The sequence below is a fragment of the Cobetia sp. 1AS1 genome (genome assembly GCF_029846435.1).
Classification (GTDB): Bacteria; Pseudomonadota; Gammaproteobacteria; order Pseudomonadales; family Halomonadaceae; genus Cobetia; species Cobetia amphilecti.
Window position 1 is genome coordinate 252,674 of sequence record NZ_JARWKU010000004.1, and the last position, 19,320, is coordinate 271,993.

Below are 19,320 nucleotides of genomic sequence, written 5' to 3' on the forward strand. Positions count from 1 at the left end.
GATCAGACCACCAGGCCGCAGGGCTTGCGTTCGCGCATCTGGCCTTCGCTGCTGGCGGGCGTCGCCTCGCGCGTGGCGTCATAGAACAGGCTGCCCTCGACATTAGCGCGTGCCTGTTCTTCCATGGCGGCCTTCAGGGCGGCTTCGCGCACTTCGTCGCTGGCGACTTCCTGGCGGGTCTCCGGGTGCAGGCCGAGGCGCTCGAACAGCTCGCGGTCACGGTTGGCCTGCGGGTTGCTGGTGGTCAGCAGGCGCTCGCCATAGAAGATGGAGTTGGCGCCGGCGAGGAAGGCCAGTGCCTGGGTGGAGTCGTCCATCTGCTCGCGGCCGGCGGACAGGCGCACGTGGCTCTTCGGCATCATGATGCGCGCCACGGCGATGGCGCGGATGAACTCGATGGGATCGAGGTCATCGACATTCTCCAGCGGCGTGCCCGCCACCTTGACCAGCATGTTGATCGGCACCGATTCCGGCTGCGGCTCCAGATTGGCCAGCTGACGCAGCAGGCCGGCACGGTCGGTGGTGGTCTCGCCCATGCCGAGGATGCCGCCGGAGCACACCTTCATGCCGGCTTCGCGCACGCTGGCCAGGGTGTCCAGGCGCTCGCTGTAGCTGCGCGTGGTGATGATCTCGCCGTAGTACTCCGGTGAGGTGTCCAGATTGTGGTTGTAGTAGTCGAGGCCGGCATCCGCGAGCTTTCTGGCCTGATCGGTATCGACCATGCCCAGCGTCATGCAGGTCTCGAGTCCCAGCGACTTCACCTGACGCACCATCTCGGTGACCACTTCGAGGTCGCGCTCACGCGGGCTCTTCCAGGCCGCGCCCATGCAGAAGCGGCTGGCGCCGGCGTCCTTGGCGGCACGTGCCTGCTCGACCACCTTCTCGATCTCCATCAGCTTTTCCTTGCCAAGGCCGGTGTTGTAGTGGCCGGACTGCGGGCAGTACTTGCAGTCTTCCGGGCAGGCGCCGGTCTTGATCGACAGCAGGGTGGAGACCTGTACCGCATTCGGATCGAAGTGCTGGCGGTGCACCTGCTGGGCACGGAACAGCAGGTCATTGAAGGGCAGGGCGAACAGCGCCTCGATTTCCGCGACGCTCCAGTCATGGCGTACCACGCTGTCATCGGCAGGCGCAGGGATATTCGTGGCTTGTGTGGTCACGCGGGAGGCTTCTACGGTCATGAGCTTGAGGTCCTTCATCAGGCGGGCAGAGCGAGAGCGCGCTGAGCCGTTCATCCGTGGGTGAGTCCGGGAGTCGGCAGCCGAGCTGGCAAGTGGCCAGTCAACGCATCGAATAAGGTCAGGTTAACTGAGATGATAGAGTTTCCGCGGGCGCTGTCAACGATGAGAACTCTGCTGGTTGACCACTGGCAGCTGTCGCGACCCTGCGCCTTCTGTCAGCGTCAGCTGACGACAGCCATGCCCGGCGCGACCGAACGGCAGAGCGCTTCAGTTTCACCTCCCCATTCATTTTCCTCTCTAGCGACTCGCTCGCGTCATGAGCGAGAGCTGTCATCGCGCCGCGAGTGGTGCGACGCCTGCGAGGCGAGAATCGCGCGCAATCAGCATGCCTGTCCGCGTTGTGCTGAGCCTGTCGCCTCACTGGCCTTGAGTCAGCAGGCCTGTGCGCGGTGCCTGTCCTCACCGCCTGCCTTTGCACGCTGCTTTGCGCCGCTGCGTTATGAAGGGTTGCTGGCGGGGCTGTTCCAGCGCTACAAGGACCAGCATCAGCGCCGCGCCGGGCGACTGTTGCGTCAACTCATGCAGCGGGAGCTCGCGCACTTCTGTCGCGAGTGGCGCCAGACGCACCCTCACGGCGCAGTGATGCTGGTACCGGCAGATGCCTATCGTCGTCGCCAGCGCGGCCATGATGCGCTGGCGGAACTGTGTCGCGGGTTGGGCCCCGTCATTGCTGGCCATCCGCGGGATATGGCGCGGGTGCGCGACAGGCGCATGCCGCACGAAGCGTCAGTCGCGGTGGCCAGGGCAGCGCCGGATCAGCGCCTGCGGGATAGGCGCGGGCGTCTGAAGGCCCAGCGTGGGCGTTATGACATCGACGGCCTCTTGCCCGAGCACGTGCTGCTGATCGATGACGTCATGACCAGTGGTGCGACGCTCGACAGTCTTGCTCAGGCCTGCCTGCGAGCCGGTGCCCGTGAGGTCGATGCCTGCGTGCTGGCGCGGACTCCCCTGGCCTTACGCGGGGCGCTGTGACCCGCAAATGCGACACGAAGTAGAGCTGCCAGACACATGCCGCCGGGGCTGAGCCTCGAAACGGGCGTTGAACTCAGCGGGCAGGCGGGGTCGATCAGGGAGAAGACTGGCGTGCAGAGGGTCTAATCTCATAGCATGCAAGGTCCGGCAGCCGTTTGCTGGTCCATGCCCGAGGAATTGCCATGCCTATTGATCCTGTTTCCCCCGATGACTCGCAATCTTCCGGCACCTCGCGCGAGTTGGATGCGCGCTCCAATGGCAACACCTGGTCGACGACATCCGCGCCACAGGGCCATGGAGACACGCGTTTTCATCCCTTCGATGCTCTCGCGCCGGACCGTGTCGTGGCCGCTGTCGAATCGCTGGGCTTCTGGTTGCCCGGCGAGCCGTTCGCGCTGAACAGTTACGAGAATCGTGTCTACCATCTCGCCGATGATGACCGGCGCCGCTGGGTGGCCAAGTTCTATCGCCCCGAGCGCTGGAGCCGTGCCCAGATTCTCGAGGAGCACGCCTTCCTGGCCGAGCTGGATGAGGCCGGTGTTCCGGGCGCCCCCGCGTGGGCGAACGAGGCCGGCGAGACGCTGCATCGATTCGAAGGCTTCGACTTCGCTCTCTTCCCGCATGTGGTGGGGCGCGCGCCGGAGCTTGAATCTGCCGAGCACCTCTATCAGCTGGGTGAGCTGATCGGTCGCGTGCACGCGGTGGGGCGCAAGAGCGCGTTTCGCGAGCGGGAGACGCTCTCGCCGCTGCGGATTCTCGAAGAGAGCTGCGCCAGCGTACTGGCCTCCGACTGGCTGAGTGAGCGCCAGCGCGACAGCTACCAGCGCGTCATCGAGGCACTGCGTCCGTTGGTCGCGGAGCAGAGCTGGCCGGAAAGCGCCTTGATCCGTACCCACGGCGACTGCCACATCGGCAACATGCTGGGGCGTGATGACAGCTTCGCGCTGGTCGACTTCGATGACTGCCTGAGCGCCCCGGCGGTGCAGGACCTGTGGATGCTGTTGACCGGTCAGAGCGACCCGGAGCTGCACATGCAGCTGTCCGAGGTGCTGGAGGGCTACGAGCAGCATTGTGAGTTCAATCGCAGCGAGCTCAAGTGGATCGAGACCCTGCGCACACTGCGCATGGTGCGTCACAGTGCCTGGGTGGTGCGGCGCTGGTCGGATCCCGCCTTCCCGCAGGCCTTCTCGCATGTGGCGAGCCTGGGCTACTGGGACGACCACATTCGCAGCCTGGAACAGCAGCGCGTCGCGCTGTCTGCGCCGCGTTGGCTGGCCTAGCGATCGCGACATGGCCTGGCAGTCGTGACATGACCTGAAGGTCGTCGCGAGGCCTGAGCCCCTTTGGCGAAGTGAGTGACACCGCCCCTTCATGCGCCCCCATCGGTTACCGATGGGGGCGCATGTGTTGCATGGATACGACAATCGCGTGAACAGACCTGCGTTGACGGCATGCCTGAGGTAGAATCTGGCCCTGACATTGAACACGAAGTTATACGATTTCTTGCCATCTGATCGCTTGTGTATGACTTTTGTGCTTTACCCCTGCTATGCGTGCGCTAGTGCGCGCCCCTGACCGATACCATAGGCAGACGGATGACCGAAGAGATTGCCAACCACTACCGCCAGATCATCACCGCGTTGGGTGAGGATCCAGAGCGTGAGGGCCTGCTGGATACGCCCAAGCGCGCGGCCAAGGCCATGCAGTACCTGACTCATGGCTATCAACAGTCGTTGGAGGAGATCGTCAACGGCGCTGTCTTCACCTCCGATACGGACGAGATGGTACTGGTCAAGGACATCGAGCTTTACTCGATGTGCGAGCATCACCTGCTGCCGTTCATCGGCAAGTGCCACATCGCCTATCTGCCGTCTGGCAAGGTGCTCGGTCTGTCCAAGTTCGCGCGTATCGTCGACATGTATTCGCGTCGCATGCAGATCCAGGAAAACCTCACCAAGCAGATCGCAGAGGCCGTTCAGCAGGTCACCGGTGCACGTGGTGTGGCCGTCGTGGTCGAAGCGCGTCACATGTGCATGATGATGCGTGGGGTGGAAAAGCAGAATTCCAGCATGAAGACGTCCGTGATGCTGGGCGCCTTCCGCGACAATCAGCCGACCCGTCAGGAATTCCTGACGTTGATCAGCTGACAGCAGAGTGAAGACGCCGCCTTTCGAGGCGGCGTTCTTGTCTGGGAGTCATCTCGCGCGTTTCCCTTGATCAGGAGTCCCTGCCGATGCCGATGCATGCCTTGCACGATGAACATCTCGATCACGATCTCGCCACCATTCGCATCAAGAATCTGCGCCTGAGAACCTATATCGGGATCAATGAAGACGAGATCCAGAACCGCCAGGATGTCGTGATCAATGTGGTGATCCGCTATCGCGCGGCACGCGCCGTGCAGTTCAATCACATCAGTGAAGCGCTCAATTACCGCACCATCACCAAGCAGTTGATCCGTCATGTCGAGGAAGGGCGCTTCGCGCTGCTCGAACGCATGACCCGTGAGGTGCTGGATATCGTGATGGCGCACGAACAGGTGCTGACAGCGCAGGTCGAGATCGACAAGCCGCATGCCTTGCGCTTCTCTGACTCGGTGTCTATCACCCTGTCGGACAGTCGCGAAGCACATGACTAGTCGGCCCGTGCAGGCGTTGAGAAGCTCAGGTGTCGAGAAGCTCAGATGTCGAGAAGATCAGATATCGAGAAGCTCAGATGTCGAGAAGATCAGGCGCAGAAGCCTGAAGAGTCGGGAGACATGATGTGATCGGGGAAATCATCCATTTCGATGATGCAGAACAGCAGGGCACCATTCGGGACGAGAAGGGCGGTGAGCACGCCTTCGATCTGGTCGGCTGGCGTGGGCGTGGCTTGCCGGGGCCGGGGCTGGCGGTGGACTTCGAGCTTCGCGACGGGCGTGCAGTGCAGGTCTTCAATGCGCGAATCAAGCAGCAGAAGGCGCGGCGAGTCGTCTCGATGCCGCCCGAGAGCGAGGCCGGCGAGGCGCCCGGGCCTACGGATGACGCCGCCAGGCCGGCAACGCGCAAGCGCTGGTGGCTCGCCGGGCTGGCCATCGTGGTACTAGTACTGGCAGGGTTGTGGATCTAGCGCCACGCCCGCATCTAGGCTATATCAGGTTAGTCTTGAGTAGTCTCGGGTAGCCGGGAATCACTGCCTTGACCCACAAGCACGCCTCGGGAGTCTTCATGGAACATCTCAACGATACCAGTCTGTTTCGTCCATTTGCCTATATCGACGGTGGCTGGGTAGCCGCGGATTCCGGCGAGCAGATCGAGGTCGACAATCCTGCCACCGGCGAGATCATCGGCCGCGTGCCTCGGCTGGGTTACGCCGAGACCGAACGTGCCATCGAGGCGGCGCAGCACTCCTTCGCGGACTGGAAGGAGACGCCGGCGCTGGAGCGCGCTGACATCCTGATGAAGTGGTACGCCTTGATGCTGGAGCACAAGGATGATCTGGCGCAGATCATGACGCTGGAGCAGGGCAAGCCCCTCGCCGAAGCCGCCGGTGAAATCCAGTACGCGGCCAGCTTCCTGCGCTGGTTCGCCGAAGAAGGTCAGCGCGTGTATGGCGACACCATTCCGGCCGCCAAGCGCGATCAACGTATCCTGGTGCTCAAGCAGCCGGTCGGAGTAGTGGGGGCGATCACGCCGTGGAACTTCCCGGCCTCGATGATCACCCGCAAGGCGGGCGCCGCGCTGGCCGCGGGCTGTCCGATCGTGGTCAAGCCGGCCAGCCAGACGCCGTTCTCGGCGCTGGCGCTGGCGGTGCTGGCGGAACGCGCTGGGGTGCCACGCGGCGTCTTCAACGTCGTGCCGGGCTCGGCCAAGGACATCGCCAAGGCGATGACCGATTCCAGCATCGTGCGCAAGGTGACCTTCACCGGCTCCACGGAAGTCGGGCGTGGCCTGATGGCAAATGCCGCGCAGCACATCCAGAAGATCTCGCTGGAGCTTGGCGGCAATGCGCCCTTCCTGGTGTTCGAAGACGCCGATCTCGATGCGGCGGTGGAAGGCGCGATGGCAGCCAAGTTCCGCAATGCCGGTCAGACCTGCGTCTGCACCAATCGCTTCCTGGTGCAGTCCAGCGTGGTCAATGCCTTCAGCGAGAAGCTGGCCGCCGCCATGAACGCCGAGCTGACCGTGGGCAATGGCCTGGAAGAGGGCGTCAAGGTCGGTCCGTTGATCGATGACGACGCCGTCGAGAAGGTCACCGAGCACGTGCAGGATGCCCTCGACAAGGGCGCAGAACTGCTGCTGGGCGGCCATCCGCATCCGCTGGGGGGCAGCTTCTTCACGCCGACCCTGATCTCGCAGGTGACGCCGGAGATGAAGGTCGCCCGTGAGGAAACCTTCGGTCCGCTGGCGGCGATCTTCCCCTTCGAGAGCGAGGAAGAGGCGATCGAGATGGCCAACGACACCGAGTTCGGCCTGGCCAGTTACTTCTACAGCAGCGACCTCAAGCGTGTCTGGCGCGTCTCGGAAGGCCTGGACTACGGCATGGTCGGTATCAATACCGGGCTGATCTCCAACGCCGCGGCGCCCTTTGGTGGCACCAAGGCATCGGGGCTGGGCCGTGAAGGCTCCAAGTATGGCCTCGAGGAATACATGGAAACCAAGTATCTGTGCCTTTCACTTGGCTGATCCATCGTCAGTGGGTCTGCGCTGTCGATCTTTGCTTGAGTCTTGCATCCTTGAGCTTTGTCTCCTGGAACTTTGCATCGCTGATTGATGGCCAGCGCTCAAGGTAATGATCGGACACGCCATCAGCTGGCAAAAAGCCCGCCCGGTTTCCCGGGCGGGCTTTTTCATGCCATGCATTTATCCCACCTGTCTGCGCCGAGTGTGCCTGCAACTTGGCCATGGAATTTTCGCTGCTGATGAGAGCGATCTTTTTGCTTCTGATGAGAGAGCGGCATGCGCGAGAGGCGGGCAAGCTCGCGACAAGAGGCGCATGAGTCATTGGTCGTAGAGATGGAGTGTCTCGAGGATCGATGGCGCTGCACGTGTCAGACCAAAGCGGTATATCGCGGTCTTTTAGCGCAGATCAGGGCCAAAGACAGGTGTGCTTTGTCGGCATTCTCTTACTTGTGCATATGCTTATTTACGCTACAGTCAAAGAGCGGGACCTGTGGTGATAGTCTTCAAGGATTGAAGACAGGGCGAGTGGCGTGGCGGACGCGACTCGCCCTTTTTTATTGCCGGATCTCTGATCTCTGATCTCGGGTTCGGATCTTGGCTCTCGTGCCGCAATCCTCATGCCTCAACGCTGACTTCTCACCCCTCCCATTTCAGTCCTCACTTCTCGGCTCGCAGGTCTCACCCCAGTGGCGAAAGCCCCATGCCCGCCACCAGGCCTTCCAGTGCATGCCGCCCGGCAATCGAGTTGCCGTAGCCGTCCAGGCGTGGTGACCAGACGCAGATGCTCATCTGTCCCGGCAGGATGGCGATGATGCCACCGCCGACGCCACTCTTGCCCGGCAGTCCCACTCGCCAGGCGAAGTCGCCTGCCGCGTCGTAAAGCCCGCAGGTCAGCAACAACGCATTGAGCTGGCGTGTCTCCAGCGGCGAGACCACTTCCTTGCCATCCAGCGGATTGACGCCGCGATTGGCCAGGAAGGCGAAGCTGCGCGCCAGTTCCACGCAGTTCATCGACACCGAGCAGCTGTGGAAGTAGGTGTCCAGCAGGTCATCCACATCGGAATGCACATTGCCGTAGGCCTGCATCAGGTAGGCGAGCGAGGCATTGCGTGCCTTGTGGTCCATTTCCGAGCGCGCGACCTTTTCATCGAAGCCGATATCGTCGCTGCCGGACAGACGCCTGAGCTGCTCACGCAGGGTGTTCTGGATCGAGACGATGCGCGAGACCAGCAGGTCGGTGATCAGTAAAGCACCGGCATTGATGAAGGGATTGCGCGGAATGCCGTTCTCGACCTCCAGCTGCATGATCGAATTGAACGCCTGGCCGGAAGGCTCACGACCGACGCGCGACCAGATCTCGTCGCTCTCCAGGCGCTGCATCGCCAGTACCAGCGCATGCACCTTGGAGATCGACTGGATCGAGAAGCGGGTATGCGCGCTGCCGGCGTACTGGACACGGCCATCCACATGGCAGACGGCGATGCCGAACTGGTCAGGGTCGACCTGCGCCAGGGCCGGGATATAGTCCGCGACCTTGCCCTCGTTGAAGCAGCGGCTGGCATCATCGGACAGGCGTTCGAGCAGTGTCTGGAGAGCATCGGGGTCGAGTGGCGGCGTCATGGCAACCTTGAAGCAGCGGTAGAGGGAAAGGGCGAGAAACTGGCCGGGCCATCGTGACAACGGCGCCATCGGGCATCAGGTCGAGAGTGGCGCGAGGGGCCGGCAGGGCATTCTAGCGGATATGACCGCAGCTGGCGCGCTCGATGCCGCTGGCAGGGCGTGCCATCAGGTCGGCTCAATCGCGTGATAGTTGACGCTTATCAGCCAGGTAGTGCAAAGTGATTTCTACATGCAGTTGAGAATCGTTATTATTGGTTCATCAAGGCAGCACGCAGTTGCCTGACCCCATGACATGCGTCGCGCTGAGGCTCAGCGTCTCGCTGAGTAGATCGCCCGGAGGGCAGCCAACATGATCAAGACATTGACCTTTGCCAGCATGCACTTCTCCATCGCCTTCGGCGTCACCTACCTGCTGACCGGCGATATCGTGGTCGGCGGCCTGGTCGCCATCGTCGAGCCGGCGGTCAACACCGTCGCCTTCTTCTTCCACGAGAAGGTCTGGAACCGTGTCACCGCGCGCCGCCAGCAGGCTGCTGAGAGCGAGGCGAATTCGCGAAACGCCATGAGCGGGGCGGCGCTGGCGAGCTGAGGCTGCTTGCGCGTGGCAGGGATGCGCCGCAGAATCGAGCGACCTTTTCCCGGAGCTCCCCATGCTGAAGCTTGCCCCTCGCATCGTCCGTGCCTCTCTTCCTGCCAGGGCCTCTTGTCCTGCCCAGCCCTCTCATCCTGCCCGCGCCCGCCAACGTCCTCTCGCCCAGGGGGCGTTGGCGTTGCTGCTGGGGCTTGCCGGCAGCCTGGCTGGCCTCGAGGCCGTGGCCGCCGACGAGACACGCGATTATCACTACAGCGACGCCCATCTGCACTTCGTGGACTTCTTCCAGCAGGGTGATGGTCTGGGGGCCTTGCTGGATGCCATGGACGAGGCGCAGGTCGATCACGCCCTGGTCACGGGCATTGGCGTTGCCAAGAAGTGGCAGCAGGACGCGCCCAAGAAGCCACGTTACTACATGGGCGATGATGCGCCGGTCTACTGGTATTCCGGCACCGATTACATCCTGGCCGAGGCGCTGACTCGCGCGCCCGAGCCGGTACAGGCGCGTTTCTCGCCGTTCATCACCGGCTTCAATCCCACCGACCTGAACGCTGCCGACGAGATTCGTCAGCTGATGGCGATCTATCCCGGCTTCTGGAAGGGCATCGGGGAGGTCTTCACGCGCCATGATGACCTGACGCGTCTGACCGAAGGCGAGACGCCGCGCGCCAATCATCCGGCCTTGATGAAGGTCTATGCGCTGGCGGCGGAGAAGGGGCTGCCGGTGATGGTGCATTCCAACATCACCAGCAAGCGGGAAGGGCATGAGGGCCTGTATCTCGAGGAATTCGAGAGTGCGGTACGCGACAATCCGGACACGACCTTCATCTGGGCACACGCCGGGACCAGTGCTGAGCTCAATCGCCGTCTGGGGCGCATGACCTGGCTGCACGGCGAGATCGAGCGCATGCTGGAAACCTACCCCAACCTGAATATCGACCTGTCCTGGTCGGTGCTGGAACCCTACCTGCTGGATGATGAAGGGCAGCCGCGCTCGCGTTGGGTGGCACTGGTCGAGCGCTTCCCACAGCGCTTCGTGCTCGGCAGTGACGTGGTCGGGCGCTTCGGCTCGGTGGGCGATATCCTCGCCAGCTATACGCCCTTCCTCGATGCGCTGTCGCCACCGGCAGCGCGCAATGTCGCGCGCGACAACTTCCTGCGCTGGGTCGACCTGCCGGTCGAATGACCGCGTTTCTTGTCAGATGCACATGAAAAAAGCCCCCGCCAGCATGTCGCTGGCGGGGGCTTTTTGCGTGGGCGCTAGCTTAGGCGCCCGTGCAGGTCAGCGTTATCTGATCAGTGACGGAAGTGACGCATGCCGGTGAAGACCATGGCGATGCCGGCTTCGTTGGCCGCATCGATGACTTCCTGATCGCGCATGGAGCCACCCGGCTGGATGACGGCAGTGATGCCGGCCGCCGCAGCGGCATCGATGCCGTCGCGGAACGGGAAGAAGGCATCGGAGGCCATCACGGAGCCCGGCACTTCCAGACCTTCATCGGCGGCCTTGATGCCGGCGATCTTGGCGGAGTACACACGGCTCATCTGGCCGGCGCCCACACCGATGGTCTGGCCATCCTTGATGTAGACGATGGCGTTGGACTTGACGAACTTGGCCACTTTCCAGGCGAAGGTCAGGTCGTTGAGTTCCTGCTCACTCGGCGCACGCTCGGTGACGACCTTGAACTCATCACGGCCGACCATGCCCTGGTCGCGGTCCTGGACCAGCAGACCGCCGGTGACACGCTTGAAGTCGTGACCGCCGGTACGTTCGGCCGCCCAGGCATCCGCGACGTCGAGCAGGCGCACATTGGCCTTGGTGGCGACGATGGCCGCCGCCTCTTCGCTGATGCCCGGGGCGATGATCACCTCGACGAACTGACGCGAGACGATCGCCTGCGCGGTCTCGGCGTCCAGCGGCACGTTGAAGGCGATGATGCCGCCGAAGGCGCTGGTCGGGTCGGTCTGGAAGGCACGCTCGTAGGCGGCCAGGGCAGACTCGCCGATGGCGACGCCACACGGGTTGGCGTGCTTGACGATGACACAGGCGGTCTCGTCGAAGGCCTTGACGCACTCGAAGGCGGCATCGGTGTCGGCGACGTTGTTGTAGGACAACGCCTTGCCCTGCACCTGCACCGCCGTGGCGACGCTGGCCTCGGTGGCACCATCCTCGACGTAGAAGGCCGCCTTCTGGTGCGGGTTCTCGCCGTAACGCATGTCCTGCTTCTTGCTCAGGCTGACGTTGTACTGACGCGGCAGGCCTTCGCTGCCGCCTTCGACACGCTGGCCCAGCCAGTTGGCGATGGCGCCATCGTAGGCGGCGGTGTGCTCGAAGGCGGCCACGGCCAAGTCGAAGCGCGCGCCATCGCTGACGGCGTTGTCGTTGGCATCCATCTCGGCGATCACGCGGTCATAATCCGAGGCGTTGACGACGATGGTGGTGTGGGCGTGGTTCTTGGCGCAGGAACGCACCATGGTCGGGCCACCGATATCGATGTTCTCGATGGCGTCTTCCAGCGAGCAATCCGGGTTGGCCACGGTAGCGGCGAACGGGTACAGATTGACGATGACCATGTCGATGGGGTCGATGCCGTGCTCGGCCATCACCGCATCATCCTGGCCGCGACGGCCGAGAATGCCACCGTGGATCTTCGGGTGCAGGGTCTTGACCCGGCCATCCATCATTTCCGGGAAACCGGTGTGCTCGGACACTTCCGTCACGGCAAGGCCGTTGTCCTTGAGCAGGCGGAAGGTACCGCCAGTGGACAGCAGGGCGACGCCGCGGGCGTCCAGGGCACGAGCGAATTCGACGATTCCGGTCTTGTCGGAAACACTCAGGAGGGCGCGACGGATGGCTTGGGGCTTGGCTTGCATGATGCTCCACTCGTGGATCAACAAAAAGACGCCGGGGCACCTGTCAAGGTGCCCCGGCGGGGTCAGATCAGATCAAACTGCTTGAGCTTCTTGCGCAGTGTGCCTCGGTTGAGGCCCAGCATGTCGGCGGCGCGGGTCTGGTTGCCCTGCGCGTGGGCCATCACCGCCTCCAGCAGCGGCGCCTCGACCTCGGCCATCACCATGGCATGCAGGTCAGTGACCTGCTCGCCATCCAGGTGGGCGAAGTAGCGCGCCATGGAGTGCTCGACGGCCTCGCGCAGGGTCTGATGGTGCCGCACGGGCGTCATCAGGGTGGCCTGGCTTGCGTCGTCGGGTGAAAGAGGGTGCCTGCTGGTCATGCTGCGTGACTTCCTTGCGTCTCGGTGCGGGCGATGCCTTCCGGCTCGCCGAACAGGCGGGTCAGGAACTGGCGCTGTTGTTCCGGCTCCTCGAGGGGATTGAAGTGGCGCTTGAGCTCACTGCCATCCTCCCGCGTCGCCAGATACCAGCCCACATGCTTGCGCGCGATGCGCGTTCCCATGTAGTCACCGTAGAATTCGTACAGGGCCTCGAGGTGGGTGCGCATCACGAGGGCGCGCTCCGCATCGCTCGGGCCACAGGCTACCTGGCCGGTGGCCAGGTAGTGATTGATCTCGCGGAAGATCCAAGGATTGCCCTGGGCCGCACGGCCGATCATCACGGCGTCGGCGCCCGTATAGTCAAGCACATGTCGCGCCTTCTCGCCGCTGTCGATATCGCCATTGGCGAAGACCGGAATCGACACCGCGGCCTTCACGGCGGCGATGGTGTCGTATTCGGCCTCACCGGTATATTTCTGCTGGCGAGTGCGACCATGCACGGACAGCGCCTGGATGCCGGCGTTTTCGGCCATGCGCGCGATGGCGATGGCGTTGCGCGTTTCTTCGCACCAGCCGGTGCGCATCTTGAGCGTGACCGGCACGTCCACGGCGCGCACCACGGCATCGAGAATCTCGCCGACGAGCTTCTCGTCGCGCATCAGGGCAGAGCCGGCGGCCTTGTTGCAGACCTTCTTGGCCGGGCAGCCCATGTTGATGTCGATGATCTCGGCGCCCATCTCGGCGTTGAGCGCCGCGGCCTCGGCCAGCATGGCGGCATCACCGCCGGCGATCTGCACGGCACGCGGGCCGGGCTCGCCGGCATGGTTCATGCGCGTGCGGGACTTGACGGTATTCCACAGCCGCTTGTCACTGGTCACCATCTCCGATACCACCAGCCCGGCGCCCAGCTCACGACATTGCTGTCGGAACGGGCGATCGGTGACACCGGCCATCGGGGCCAGAATCACGCGATTGGGAAGCTGATGTACGCCGATGCGGGGCAGGTCGGCGGGAAGCGGGGTATCGGTCATGGGTCTCGTGTCATGCGAGTGGTGTCAGGCACGCGAGCCGCTGTCGTGTCAGGGATTCGCGGGGGCGTCATGATACCTAGAGCGCCGCAGGGTTTGAAGGGCTATTTCATCCACAATGCGTCGCGGATGCGTTCTCCCTGCGCGGCTGCGGCGCTCATGGCGTGGCTCAGCCCATCAGTGGACGCTGACCATTGAGGCGTACCCAGCCATCGCGCTCGGTGGGCTCTTCCATGATCAGGCCGGCCTCACGATAGGCGTCGAGCACCTCTCCCGCCTGGGGCGTGAGAATGCCGGAGAGCGCCAGCAGGCCACCCGGGGCGACGCTGCCCGCGATCTGCGGGGCCAGCTCGACCAGCGGGCCGGCCAGGATGTTGGCGACCACGATCTGGTAGCCCGCGTCCGGCAGGCGGTCCGGGTAGCACAGGGTCAGCTGGTCGCTGACGTCATTGCGCTGGGCGTTCTCACGCGAGGCCTGCAGCGCCTGCGGGTCGATATCGGTGCCCAGCGCATCCACTGCGCCGAGCTTGAGCGCGGCGATGGCGAGAATGCCGGAGCCGCAACCGAAGTCGAGCACGCTGTGCTGGGCGAGCTTGCCATCGACGGCCAGCCCATCGAGCCATTCCAGGCACAGGGCGGTGGTCGGGTGGGTGCCGGTGCCGAAGGCCAGGCCGGGGTCGAGCATCAGGTTGACGGCGTCCTGCTCCGGCGCATCGTGCCAGCTGGGCACGATCCACAGGCGCTGGCCCATCCTGAGCGGCTCGAAACCGTCCATCCATTCACGGGCCCAGTCACGGTCCTCGAGGATCTCGACCTCGATCTCCGGGCAGGGCTCATCGGGGATCAGCGCCGCCCAGCCGGCCTTGACCCGCTCGCGCATGGCCTCGATGCCTTCGGTGCCATCCCACAGGCCAGTGAGGACAGTCTCGCTCCACAGCGGCGTGCTGCCGAGGTCAGGTTCGAACAGCGGTTGGTCTTCTGCATCCTGCAGCGTGATGGCGCAGGCGCCTTCTTCCATCAGCAGATGCTCGAGAATCTCGGCGTGGTCGGGGGCGATACGCGCCTTGAGTTGCAGCCAGGACATGGTGACTCCTGTCGATGGGCGATAAGAAAGGGGAGGAGGGCACAGACGACAGAAGGGCAGCCGAGGCCACCCTTCTGTCGTGCGTCTATCGGCAACCAGGTCACCGATCTCAAGCGGGGCGTCTTACAGGCCCAGCTTCTTCTCCAGATAATGGATGTTGACGCCACCTTCCTGGAAGCCGGCATCACGCACCAGATCCTTCTGCAGGTCAGTGTTGGTCTTGATACCTTCCACCAGCAGCTCGTCGAGGGCATTGCGCATGCGCGTCAGTGCGATCTCGCGGCTCTCGCCCCAGGTGATCAGCTTGCCGATCAGGGAGTCGTAGTGCGGCGGAACGGTGTAGCCGGAGTACAGGTGCGAGTCCATGCGCACGCCCAGACCGCCCGGCGCGTGATAGAGCTCGACCTTGCCCGGAGACGGCATGAAGGTGCGCGAATCCTCGGCATTGATGCGGCACTCGAAGGCGTGACCGCGCAGCTCGATATCTTCCTGCTTCACGGACAGCGGCAGGCCGGAGGCGATGCGCAGCTGTTCCTTGACGATATCGATGCCAGTGACCATTTCGGTCACCGGGTGCTCGACCTGAACACGAGTGTTCATCTCGATGAAGTAGAAGCCGCCGTTCTCGTACAGGAACTCGAAGGTGCCGGCGCCACGGTAGCCGATCTCGATGCAGGCATCGGTGCACGACTTGAGTACCTTGGCACGCGCTTCTTCGTCCAGCTGCGGCGCCGGTGCTTCTTCCAGCACCTTCTGGTGACGACGCTGCAGGGAGCAGTCGCGGTCATACAGATGGATGGCGTTGCCCTGGCCATCGGCCAGTACCTGGACTTCGACGTGACGCGGGTTCTGGAGGAATTTCTCCATGTACACCGTGCCGTCGCCGAAGGCCGCGGCCGCTTCACCCTGGGTGATGCTCACCGAGGACAGCAGGCTGGCCTTGGAGTGCACCACGCGCATGCCGCGACCACCACCGCCAGCGGCGGCCTTGATGATCACCGGATAGCCGATGCGCTCGGCGATGGCGTACATCTCGTCTTCGTCTTCCGGCACCGGGCCGTCGGAACCCGGCACGGTCGGAACGCCGGCCAGCTTCATCGCCTCGATAGCCGCGACCTTGTCACCCATCATGCGGATGGTGTCAGCGCGCGGGCCGATGAAGGCGAAGCCGGAACGTTCGACCTGTTCGGCGAAGTTGGCATTTTCCGACAGGAAGCCGTAGCCCGGGTGGATGGCGTCGGCGTCCGTCACCTCGGCGGCTGCGATCAGCGCCGGGATGTGGAGATAGGATTTGGCAGAGGAGGCCGGGCCGATGCACACAGCTTCATCCGCCAGGCGGACGTGCATCAGGTCGCGGTCGGCCTTGGAGTGCACCGCTACCGTCTTGATGCCCAGTTCCTTGCAGGCGCGAAGGATGCGAAGGGCGATCTCGCCGCGGTTGGCAATCAGTACCTTGTCGAGCATGGTGACGTGTCCGTTGGGATCAGGAAATGACGATCATGGGCTGGTCGAATTCAACCGGCTCGCCGTCTTCGATCAGAATGGCTTCGACGACGCCATCCTTGTCGGCTTCGATCTGGTTCATCATCTTCATGGCTTCGACGATGCAGACGGTATCACCTTTCTTGACGCTCTGACCGACTTCGATGAAGGCCTTGGAGCCCGGCGCCGGAGAACGGTAGAAGGAGCCGACCATCGGGGAATTGATGGTGTGACCCTGCGGCGCAGCCGGTGCTGCCGGAGCGGCCGGTGCTTCAGCGGCGCCAGCGGCTGCCGGAGCGGCCTGCTGCATCGGCTGCTGCTGCATCATCATCGGGGCCTGCATCATCGGCTGCTGGGCGAAGCCCTGCGGATGGCGGCTGATGCGAACGGACTCTTCGCCTTCCTGGATCTCGATTTCGCTGATGTTGGACTCTTCGAGCAGCTCGATCAGCTTCTTGACCTTGCGGATATCCATGAAATTAATCCCGATGTAAATGTGGCTGGAAATGGGGGTGTGCAGCCGTGATAGCGGCGGCTGCGGGCGACAGCCCCGACGGCTGTCCCGACCATGGCGATGGCCGGTGAATCCTGGTATCAGGCAGTGATGAGACCTGATGGCGGTGCGTGAACACCGCTCCGGACGTGCCCTTACTGCGCGAGATCGTCCAGGGCGGCGTCAAGCGCCATGTCATAGCTTCGAGCGCCAAAGCCCATGATCACGCCGCGTGCCACATCGGAAAGATACGAATGGTGGCGGAACGGCTCGCGGGCATGGGTGTTGGAAAGGTGCAGCTCGATGAACGGGAGTGCGACGCCGAGTAGCGCATCGCGCAGCGCAACGCTGGTATGGGTAAAGGCCGCCGGATTGATCAGGATGATGGCGGTGCCATCTTCACGGGCAAGGTGGATACGCTCGATCAGTACATGCTCGGCATTGGACTGCAGCCAGTCCAGCTGATGGCCGGCCGCGCTGGCGCGCTGGACCAGACGCTGGTGGATATCCTCCAGCGTGGTGGTGCCATACACCTCGGGTTCACGGGTCCCCAGCAGATTGAGATTGGGGCCGTTGAGTACCAGGATGCGCGCCATGAAAGTCCCTTGTGTCAGCCGTGCTCGAGCACCAGGCTCGTTGAGCTGTTAACCCATGAAGAAAATGCAAAGATACCGTCACTATCCACGACGTTTACCTATTGAGCGTAGGCTGTTGCCGTAGTGACGCGGATTCTGCCGAAATTCTCGAACGCTGTCCAGTTTGGCACTGAACCGAAGATTTTGCCGCATTCTTCGTCCTCGCGTGCATCTCGGCAGCAGCTGCGCTGCGCCGGGCCTGTGGCAGACACGCCGCTCAGTTCGCGCGCTGCGAGGTGCCGCGCAGCTGATCCAGCACCGCTGTCAGGTGCTGGCCGAGCTGACTGGCGTTGACCTCCCCCTGGATGCGCGCCGCCTTGAGCTCGCGTTCATCGGCGAAGAACAGCAGGCTGGGGGGGCCGAACAGGCCGAATTGCTTGAGTAGTGCCTGGGTGGCGGCCCCGGTACTGGTGACGTCGGCGCGAATCAGGTGGAACTGGCGCAACTGGCTGGCGACCCTTGGGAAGACCTCGCGCTCCATCACCTTGCAGGAGATGCACCAGTCGGCATAGTAGTCGACGAACACCGGCTGGCCGCGGCTGGCGGCCAGTGCCAGTTCTCGCTCGAGCTCGTTCATGTCGCTGACGGTGGTGAAGTCCAGTGACGTCTCGGTAGCCCCCCCGGATGATGTGCCGCCAGTGAAGGGGGCCAGCGGGCGCAGCGGGTCGCTTGCGCCGCCTGCCACGCCCAGCAGGCTGATCATGCCCCAGCCCAGCGCGACCAGTCCCAGTGCCTGACGGGCACGCGCCCAGCCTCGGGTCTGTGTGCTGAGCGCCCCCAGCGCCACGCCGGTGCCGATGGCCAGAATGGCCCAGCCCAGCACTGCCAGTGAGGCCGGCAGCAAGCGCTCCACCAGCCACAGCGCCACCCCCAGCAGCAGGATACCGAAGGCCTGCTTGATGCCCTCCATCCAGCCGCCGGCCCTGGGCAGCAGGCTGGCGCCGAAGGTGCCGACCAGAATCAACGGCACGCCCATGCCCAGTCCCAGCGCGAAGAGTGCCAGCCCGCCGGTCAGGGCATCGCCACTGGCGGAGAGATAGACCAGCGCACCGGCCAGAGGTGCCGAGACGCAGGGCGATACCACGAGTACCGATAACGCGCCCGCCAGCGCCAGTCCGCAGGGGCCGGCGTTCATCAGGCGCCCTTGCAGCGCGTCGAGCCGTGAGTGCATGCCGCTGGGCAGTCGTAGATTGAAGGCGCCGAACATGGCCAGCGCGAACAGCACGAACAGCGCAGCGAAGGGGATCAACACGGCAGGCGCCTGCAGGTGTGCCTGCAGGTTGAGCCCCGCGCCGAACAGGCCCATCAAGGTGCCGGCCGCGGCGTAGGTCAGGGCCATGCCCAGGGCGTAGCTCGTGGACAGCAGCAAGGCGCGCGGGCGGCTGGGGCGCTGACCGACGATGATCGAGCTCAGGATCGGAATCATCGGCAGCACGCAGGGCGTGAAGGTCAGGCCGAGTCCGGCGAGGAAGAACAGCCCCAGAGCCGTCAGCAGGCTGGCATCCGCGAACAGTGCGCTGAAGCCGGCATCGGTGCCGCTGATCGGGGCTGTTGTGGTGCGACTGTCCGTCGACGCCGTCGTATCGCTCGACTGGCTGGCGGTCGGCATCAGCTGCGCGAAGGGGGCAGGGGCACTCTGCTCACCGGCCTGCAGAGTGACGGTCTCCGGCGGATAGCAGAGCCCGGCATCGGCGCAGCCCTGGAAGGTGATGGAGAGCGGGACCGGGCCGCTGGCCGGTGTGTCTTCATGCACTGCCTTGCTCGAGGAGGCGCTGGTCAGCGGGATGCGAATGACCACCGCATCGTGGAAGACATGCACCTCGCCCATGTAGGGATCGTTCTTTAGCTCTCCCGGCGGCAGGTCGGCGTCGCCCAGCACGACCTGGTCGCTGGTGGTCGCGAAGCTGAACTGATGCCGGTAGAGGTAATAGCCTTCGGCACTGGTGAAGCCGACATACAGGGTGTCGTCCTCGCGCCAGCTGCGCGGCTTGAAGGCTTCACTGACCGGCAGGAAATCGCCCTGATTGCCGCCGCCGAACAGGCTGGACGCCGCACTGCTGGAGCCGCTGCCGGCGTTTGAACTTGAGCCTGAACTTGAGCCTGAGTCTGAGCTGAACAGGCCGGCATTGGCGGGCAGCGCCGTCATTGCCTGCGCGACCACCAGCGCGACCGCCAGCAGGGTTGCCAGCAACTCAGGGCCCAGCAGGCGTGATAACGCGGAGGGGCGTGCGCGGCCCGTTGGCAGCGCCATGCTGACTTTCAAGAACGAACGAAGCACG

General features: G+C 63.8%; 19 protein-coding genes. 8 read left to right on the top strand and 11 right to left on the bottom strand.

Annotated elements, in window-relative coordinates:
• Positions 1–2 precede the first annotated feature (2 nt).
• Positions 3–1,181: a biotin synthase BioB gene (bioB, locus tag QD280_RS09740; protein ID WP_192838386.1), complete on the bottom strand. Its 1,179-nt coding sequence runs from the start codon at positions 1,179–1,181 to the stop codon at positions 3–5.
• A gap of 162 nt (positions 1,182–1,343) precedes the next feature.
• Here bioB and QD280_RS09745 point away from each other — a divergent pair, with 162 nt between their 5' ends.
• The 6 genes from QD280_RS09745 to QD280_RS09770 all read left to right on the top strand — a co-directional run bounded on the left by QD280_RS09745 (position 1,344) and on the right by QD280_RS09770 (position 6,877).
• Positions 1,344–2,213 (top strand): ComF family protein, encoded by an 870-nt coding sequence (locus QD280_RS09745; RefSeq protein WP_279839090.1) that lies wholly within the window; start codon positions 1,344–1,346, stop codon positions 2,211–2,213.
• Between the two features lie 182 nt (positions 2,214–2,395).
• The gene (locus QD280_RS09750; RefSeq protein ID WP_279839091.1) at positions 2,396–3,493 is read left to right on the top strand and encodes a serine/threonine protein kinase; all 1,098 of its coding nucleotides are present in this window, start codon (positions 2,396–2,398) and stop codon (positions 3,491–3,493) included.
• Positions 3,494–3,808: 315 nt separating this feature from the next.
• Positions 3,809–4,360: a GTP cyclohydrolase I FolE gene (folE, locus tag QD280_RS09755; protein WP_043332418.1), complete on the top strand. Its 552-nt coding sequence runs from the start codon at positions 3,809–3,811 to the stop codon at positions 4,358–4,360.
• 86 nt (positions 4,361–4,446) lie between these two features.
• Positions 4,447–4,851: a dihydroneopterin triphosphate 2'-epimerase gene (gene folX / locus QD280_RS09760; protein WP_043332416.1), complete on the top strand. Its 405-nt coding sequence runs from the start codon at positions 4,447–4,449 to the stop codon at positions 4,849–4,851.
• Positions 4,852–4,976: 125 nt separating this feature from the next.
• Positions 4,977–5,321, top strand: coding sequence for a hypothetical protein (locus QD280_RS09765; protein WP_192838389.1), 345 nt, complete (start codon positions 4,977–4,979; stop codon positions 5,319–5,321).
• Between the two features lie 98 nt (positions 5,322–5,419).
• On the top strand, positions 5,420–6,877 hold the full coding sequence (locus QD280_RS09770; RefSeq protein ID WP_279839092.1) for an NAD-dependent succinate-semialdehyde dehydrogenase: 1,458 nt from the start codon (positions 5,420–5,422) through the stop codon (positions 6,875–6,877).
• Between the two features lie 7 nt (positions 6,878–6,884).
• On the opposite strand, the gene QD280_RS09775 is transcribed toward QD280_RS09770, so the two are convergent.
• Together QD280_RS09775 and glsB are read right to left on the bottom strand one after the other, a co-directional pair.
• Entirely contained in the window at positions 6,885–7,097 is a 213-nt protein-coding gene (locus QD280_RS09775) for a hypothetical protein (protein WP_279839093.1), read from the bottom strand.
• Between the two features lie 455 nt (positions 7,098–7,552).
• Complete coding sequence (glsB, locus tag QD280_RS09780) at positions 7,553–8,554, bottom strand: glutaminase B (RefSeq protein WP_279839094.1); 1,002 nt, start codon at positions 8,552–8,554, stop codon at positions 7,553–7,555.
• A 289-nt stretch (positions 8,555–8,843) separates the two neighbouring features.
• On the opposite strand from glsB, the gene QD280_RS09785 reads away from it, so the two are divergent.
• Positions 8,844–9,083 (top strand): DUF2061 domain-containing protein, encoded by a 240-nt coding sequence (locus QD280_RS09785; RefSeq protein WP_192838391.1) that lies wholly within the window; start codon positions 8,844–8,846, stop codon positions 9,081–9,083.
• A 61-nt stretch (positions 9,084–9,144) separates the two neighbouring features.
• Positions 9,145–10,272 carry an amidohydrolase family protein gene (locus QD280_RS09790; RefSeq protein WP_279839096.1) on the top strand — a complete coding sequence of 376 codons (1,128 nt, stop codon included), beginning with the start codon at positions 9,145–9,147 and terminating at the stop codon, positions 10,270–10,272.
• Positions 10,273–10,382: 110 nt separating this feature from the next.
• Here QD280_RS09790 and purH read toward each other — a convergent pair whose 3' ends face one another.
• The 8 genes from purH to dsbD form a co-directional block, all read right to left on the bottom strand.
• Entirely contained in the window at positions 10,383–11,960 is a 1,578-nt protein-coding gene (purH, locus tag QD280_RS09795; protein WP_279839097.1) for a bifunctional phosphoribosylaminoimidazolecarboxamide formyltransferase/IMP cyclohydrolase, read from the bottom strand.
• Positions 11,961–12,022: 62 nt separating this feature from the next.
• A complete protein-coding gene (fis, locus tag QD280_RS09800; RefSeq protein ID WP_225348107.1) occupies positions 12,023–12,268 on the bottom strand; it encodes a DNA-binding transcriptional regulator Fis in 246 nt (81 codons plus the stop codon).
• 47 nt (positions 12,269–12,315) lie between these two features.
• Entirely contained in the window at positions 12,316–13,350 is a 1,035-nt protein-coding gene (dusB, locus tag QD280_RS09805) for a tRNA dihydrouridine synthase DusB (RefSeq protein ID WP_215823965.1), read from the bottom strand.
• 166 nt (positions 13,351–13,516) lie between these two features.
• Positions 13,517–14,431, bottom strand: a complete 915-nt coding sequence (gene prmA, locus QD280_RS09810) for a 50S ribosomal protein L11 methyltransferase (protein WP_279839098.1) — start codon at positions 14,429–14,431, stop codon at positions 13,517–13,519.
• Between the two features lie 123 nt (positions 14,432–14,554).
• Positions 14,555–15,895: an acetyl-CoA carboxylase biotin carboxylase subunit gene (gene accC / locus QD280_RS09815; RefSeq protein ID WP_043331987.1), complete on the bottom strand. Its 1,341-nt coding sequence runs from the start codon at positions 15,893–15,895 to the stop codon at positions 14,555–14,557.
• 19 nt (positions 15,896–15,914) lie between these two features.
• On the bottom strand, positions 15,915–16,388 hold the full coding sequence (gene accB / locus QD280_RS09820) for an acetyl-CoA carboxylase biotin carboxyl carrier protein (RefSeq protein ID WP_043331985.1): 474 nt from the start codon (positions 16,386–16,388) through the stop codon (positions 15,915–15,917).
• A gap of 173 nt (positions 16,389–16,561) precedes the next feature.
• On the bottom strand, positions 16,562–17,002 hold the full coding sequence (gene aroQ, locus QD280_RS09825; protein WP_043331983.1) for a type II 3-dehydroquinate dehydratase: 441 nt from the start codon (positions 17,000–17,002) through the stop codon (positions 16,562–16,564).
• A 256-nt stretch (positions 17,003–17,258) separates the two neighbouring features.
• Positions 17,259–19,292 (bottom strand): protein-disulfide reductase DsbD, encoded by a 2,034-nt coding sequence (dsbD, locus tag QD280_RS09830; RefSeq protein ID WP_279839100.1) that lies wholly within the window; start codon positions 19,290–19,292, stop codon positions 17,259–17,261.
• Between the last annotated feature and the right edge of the window lie 28 nt (positions 19,293–19,320).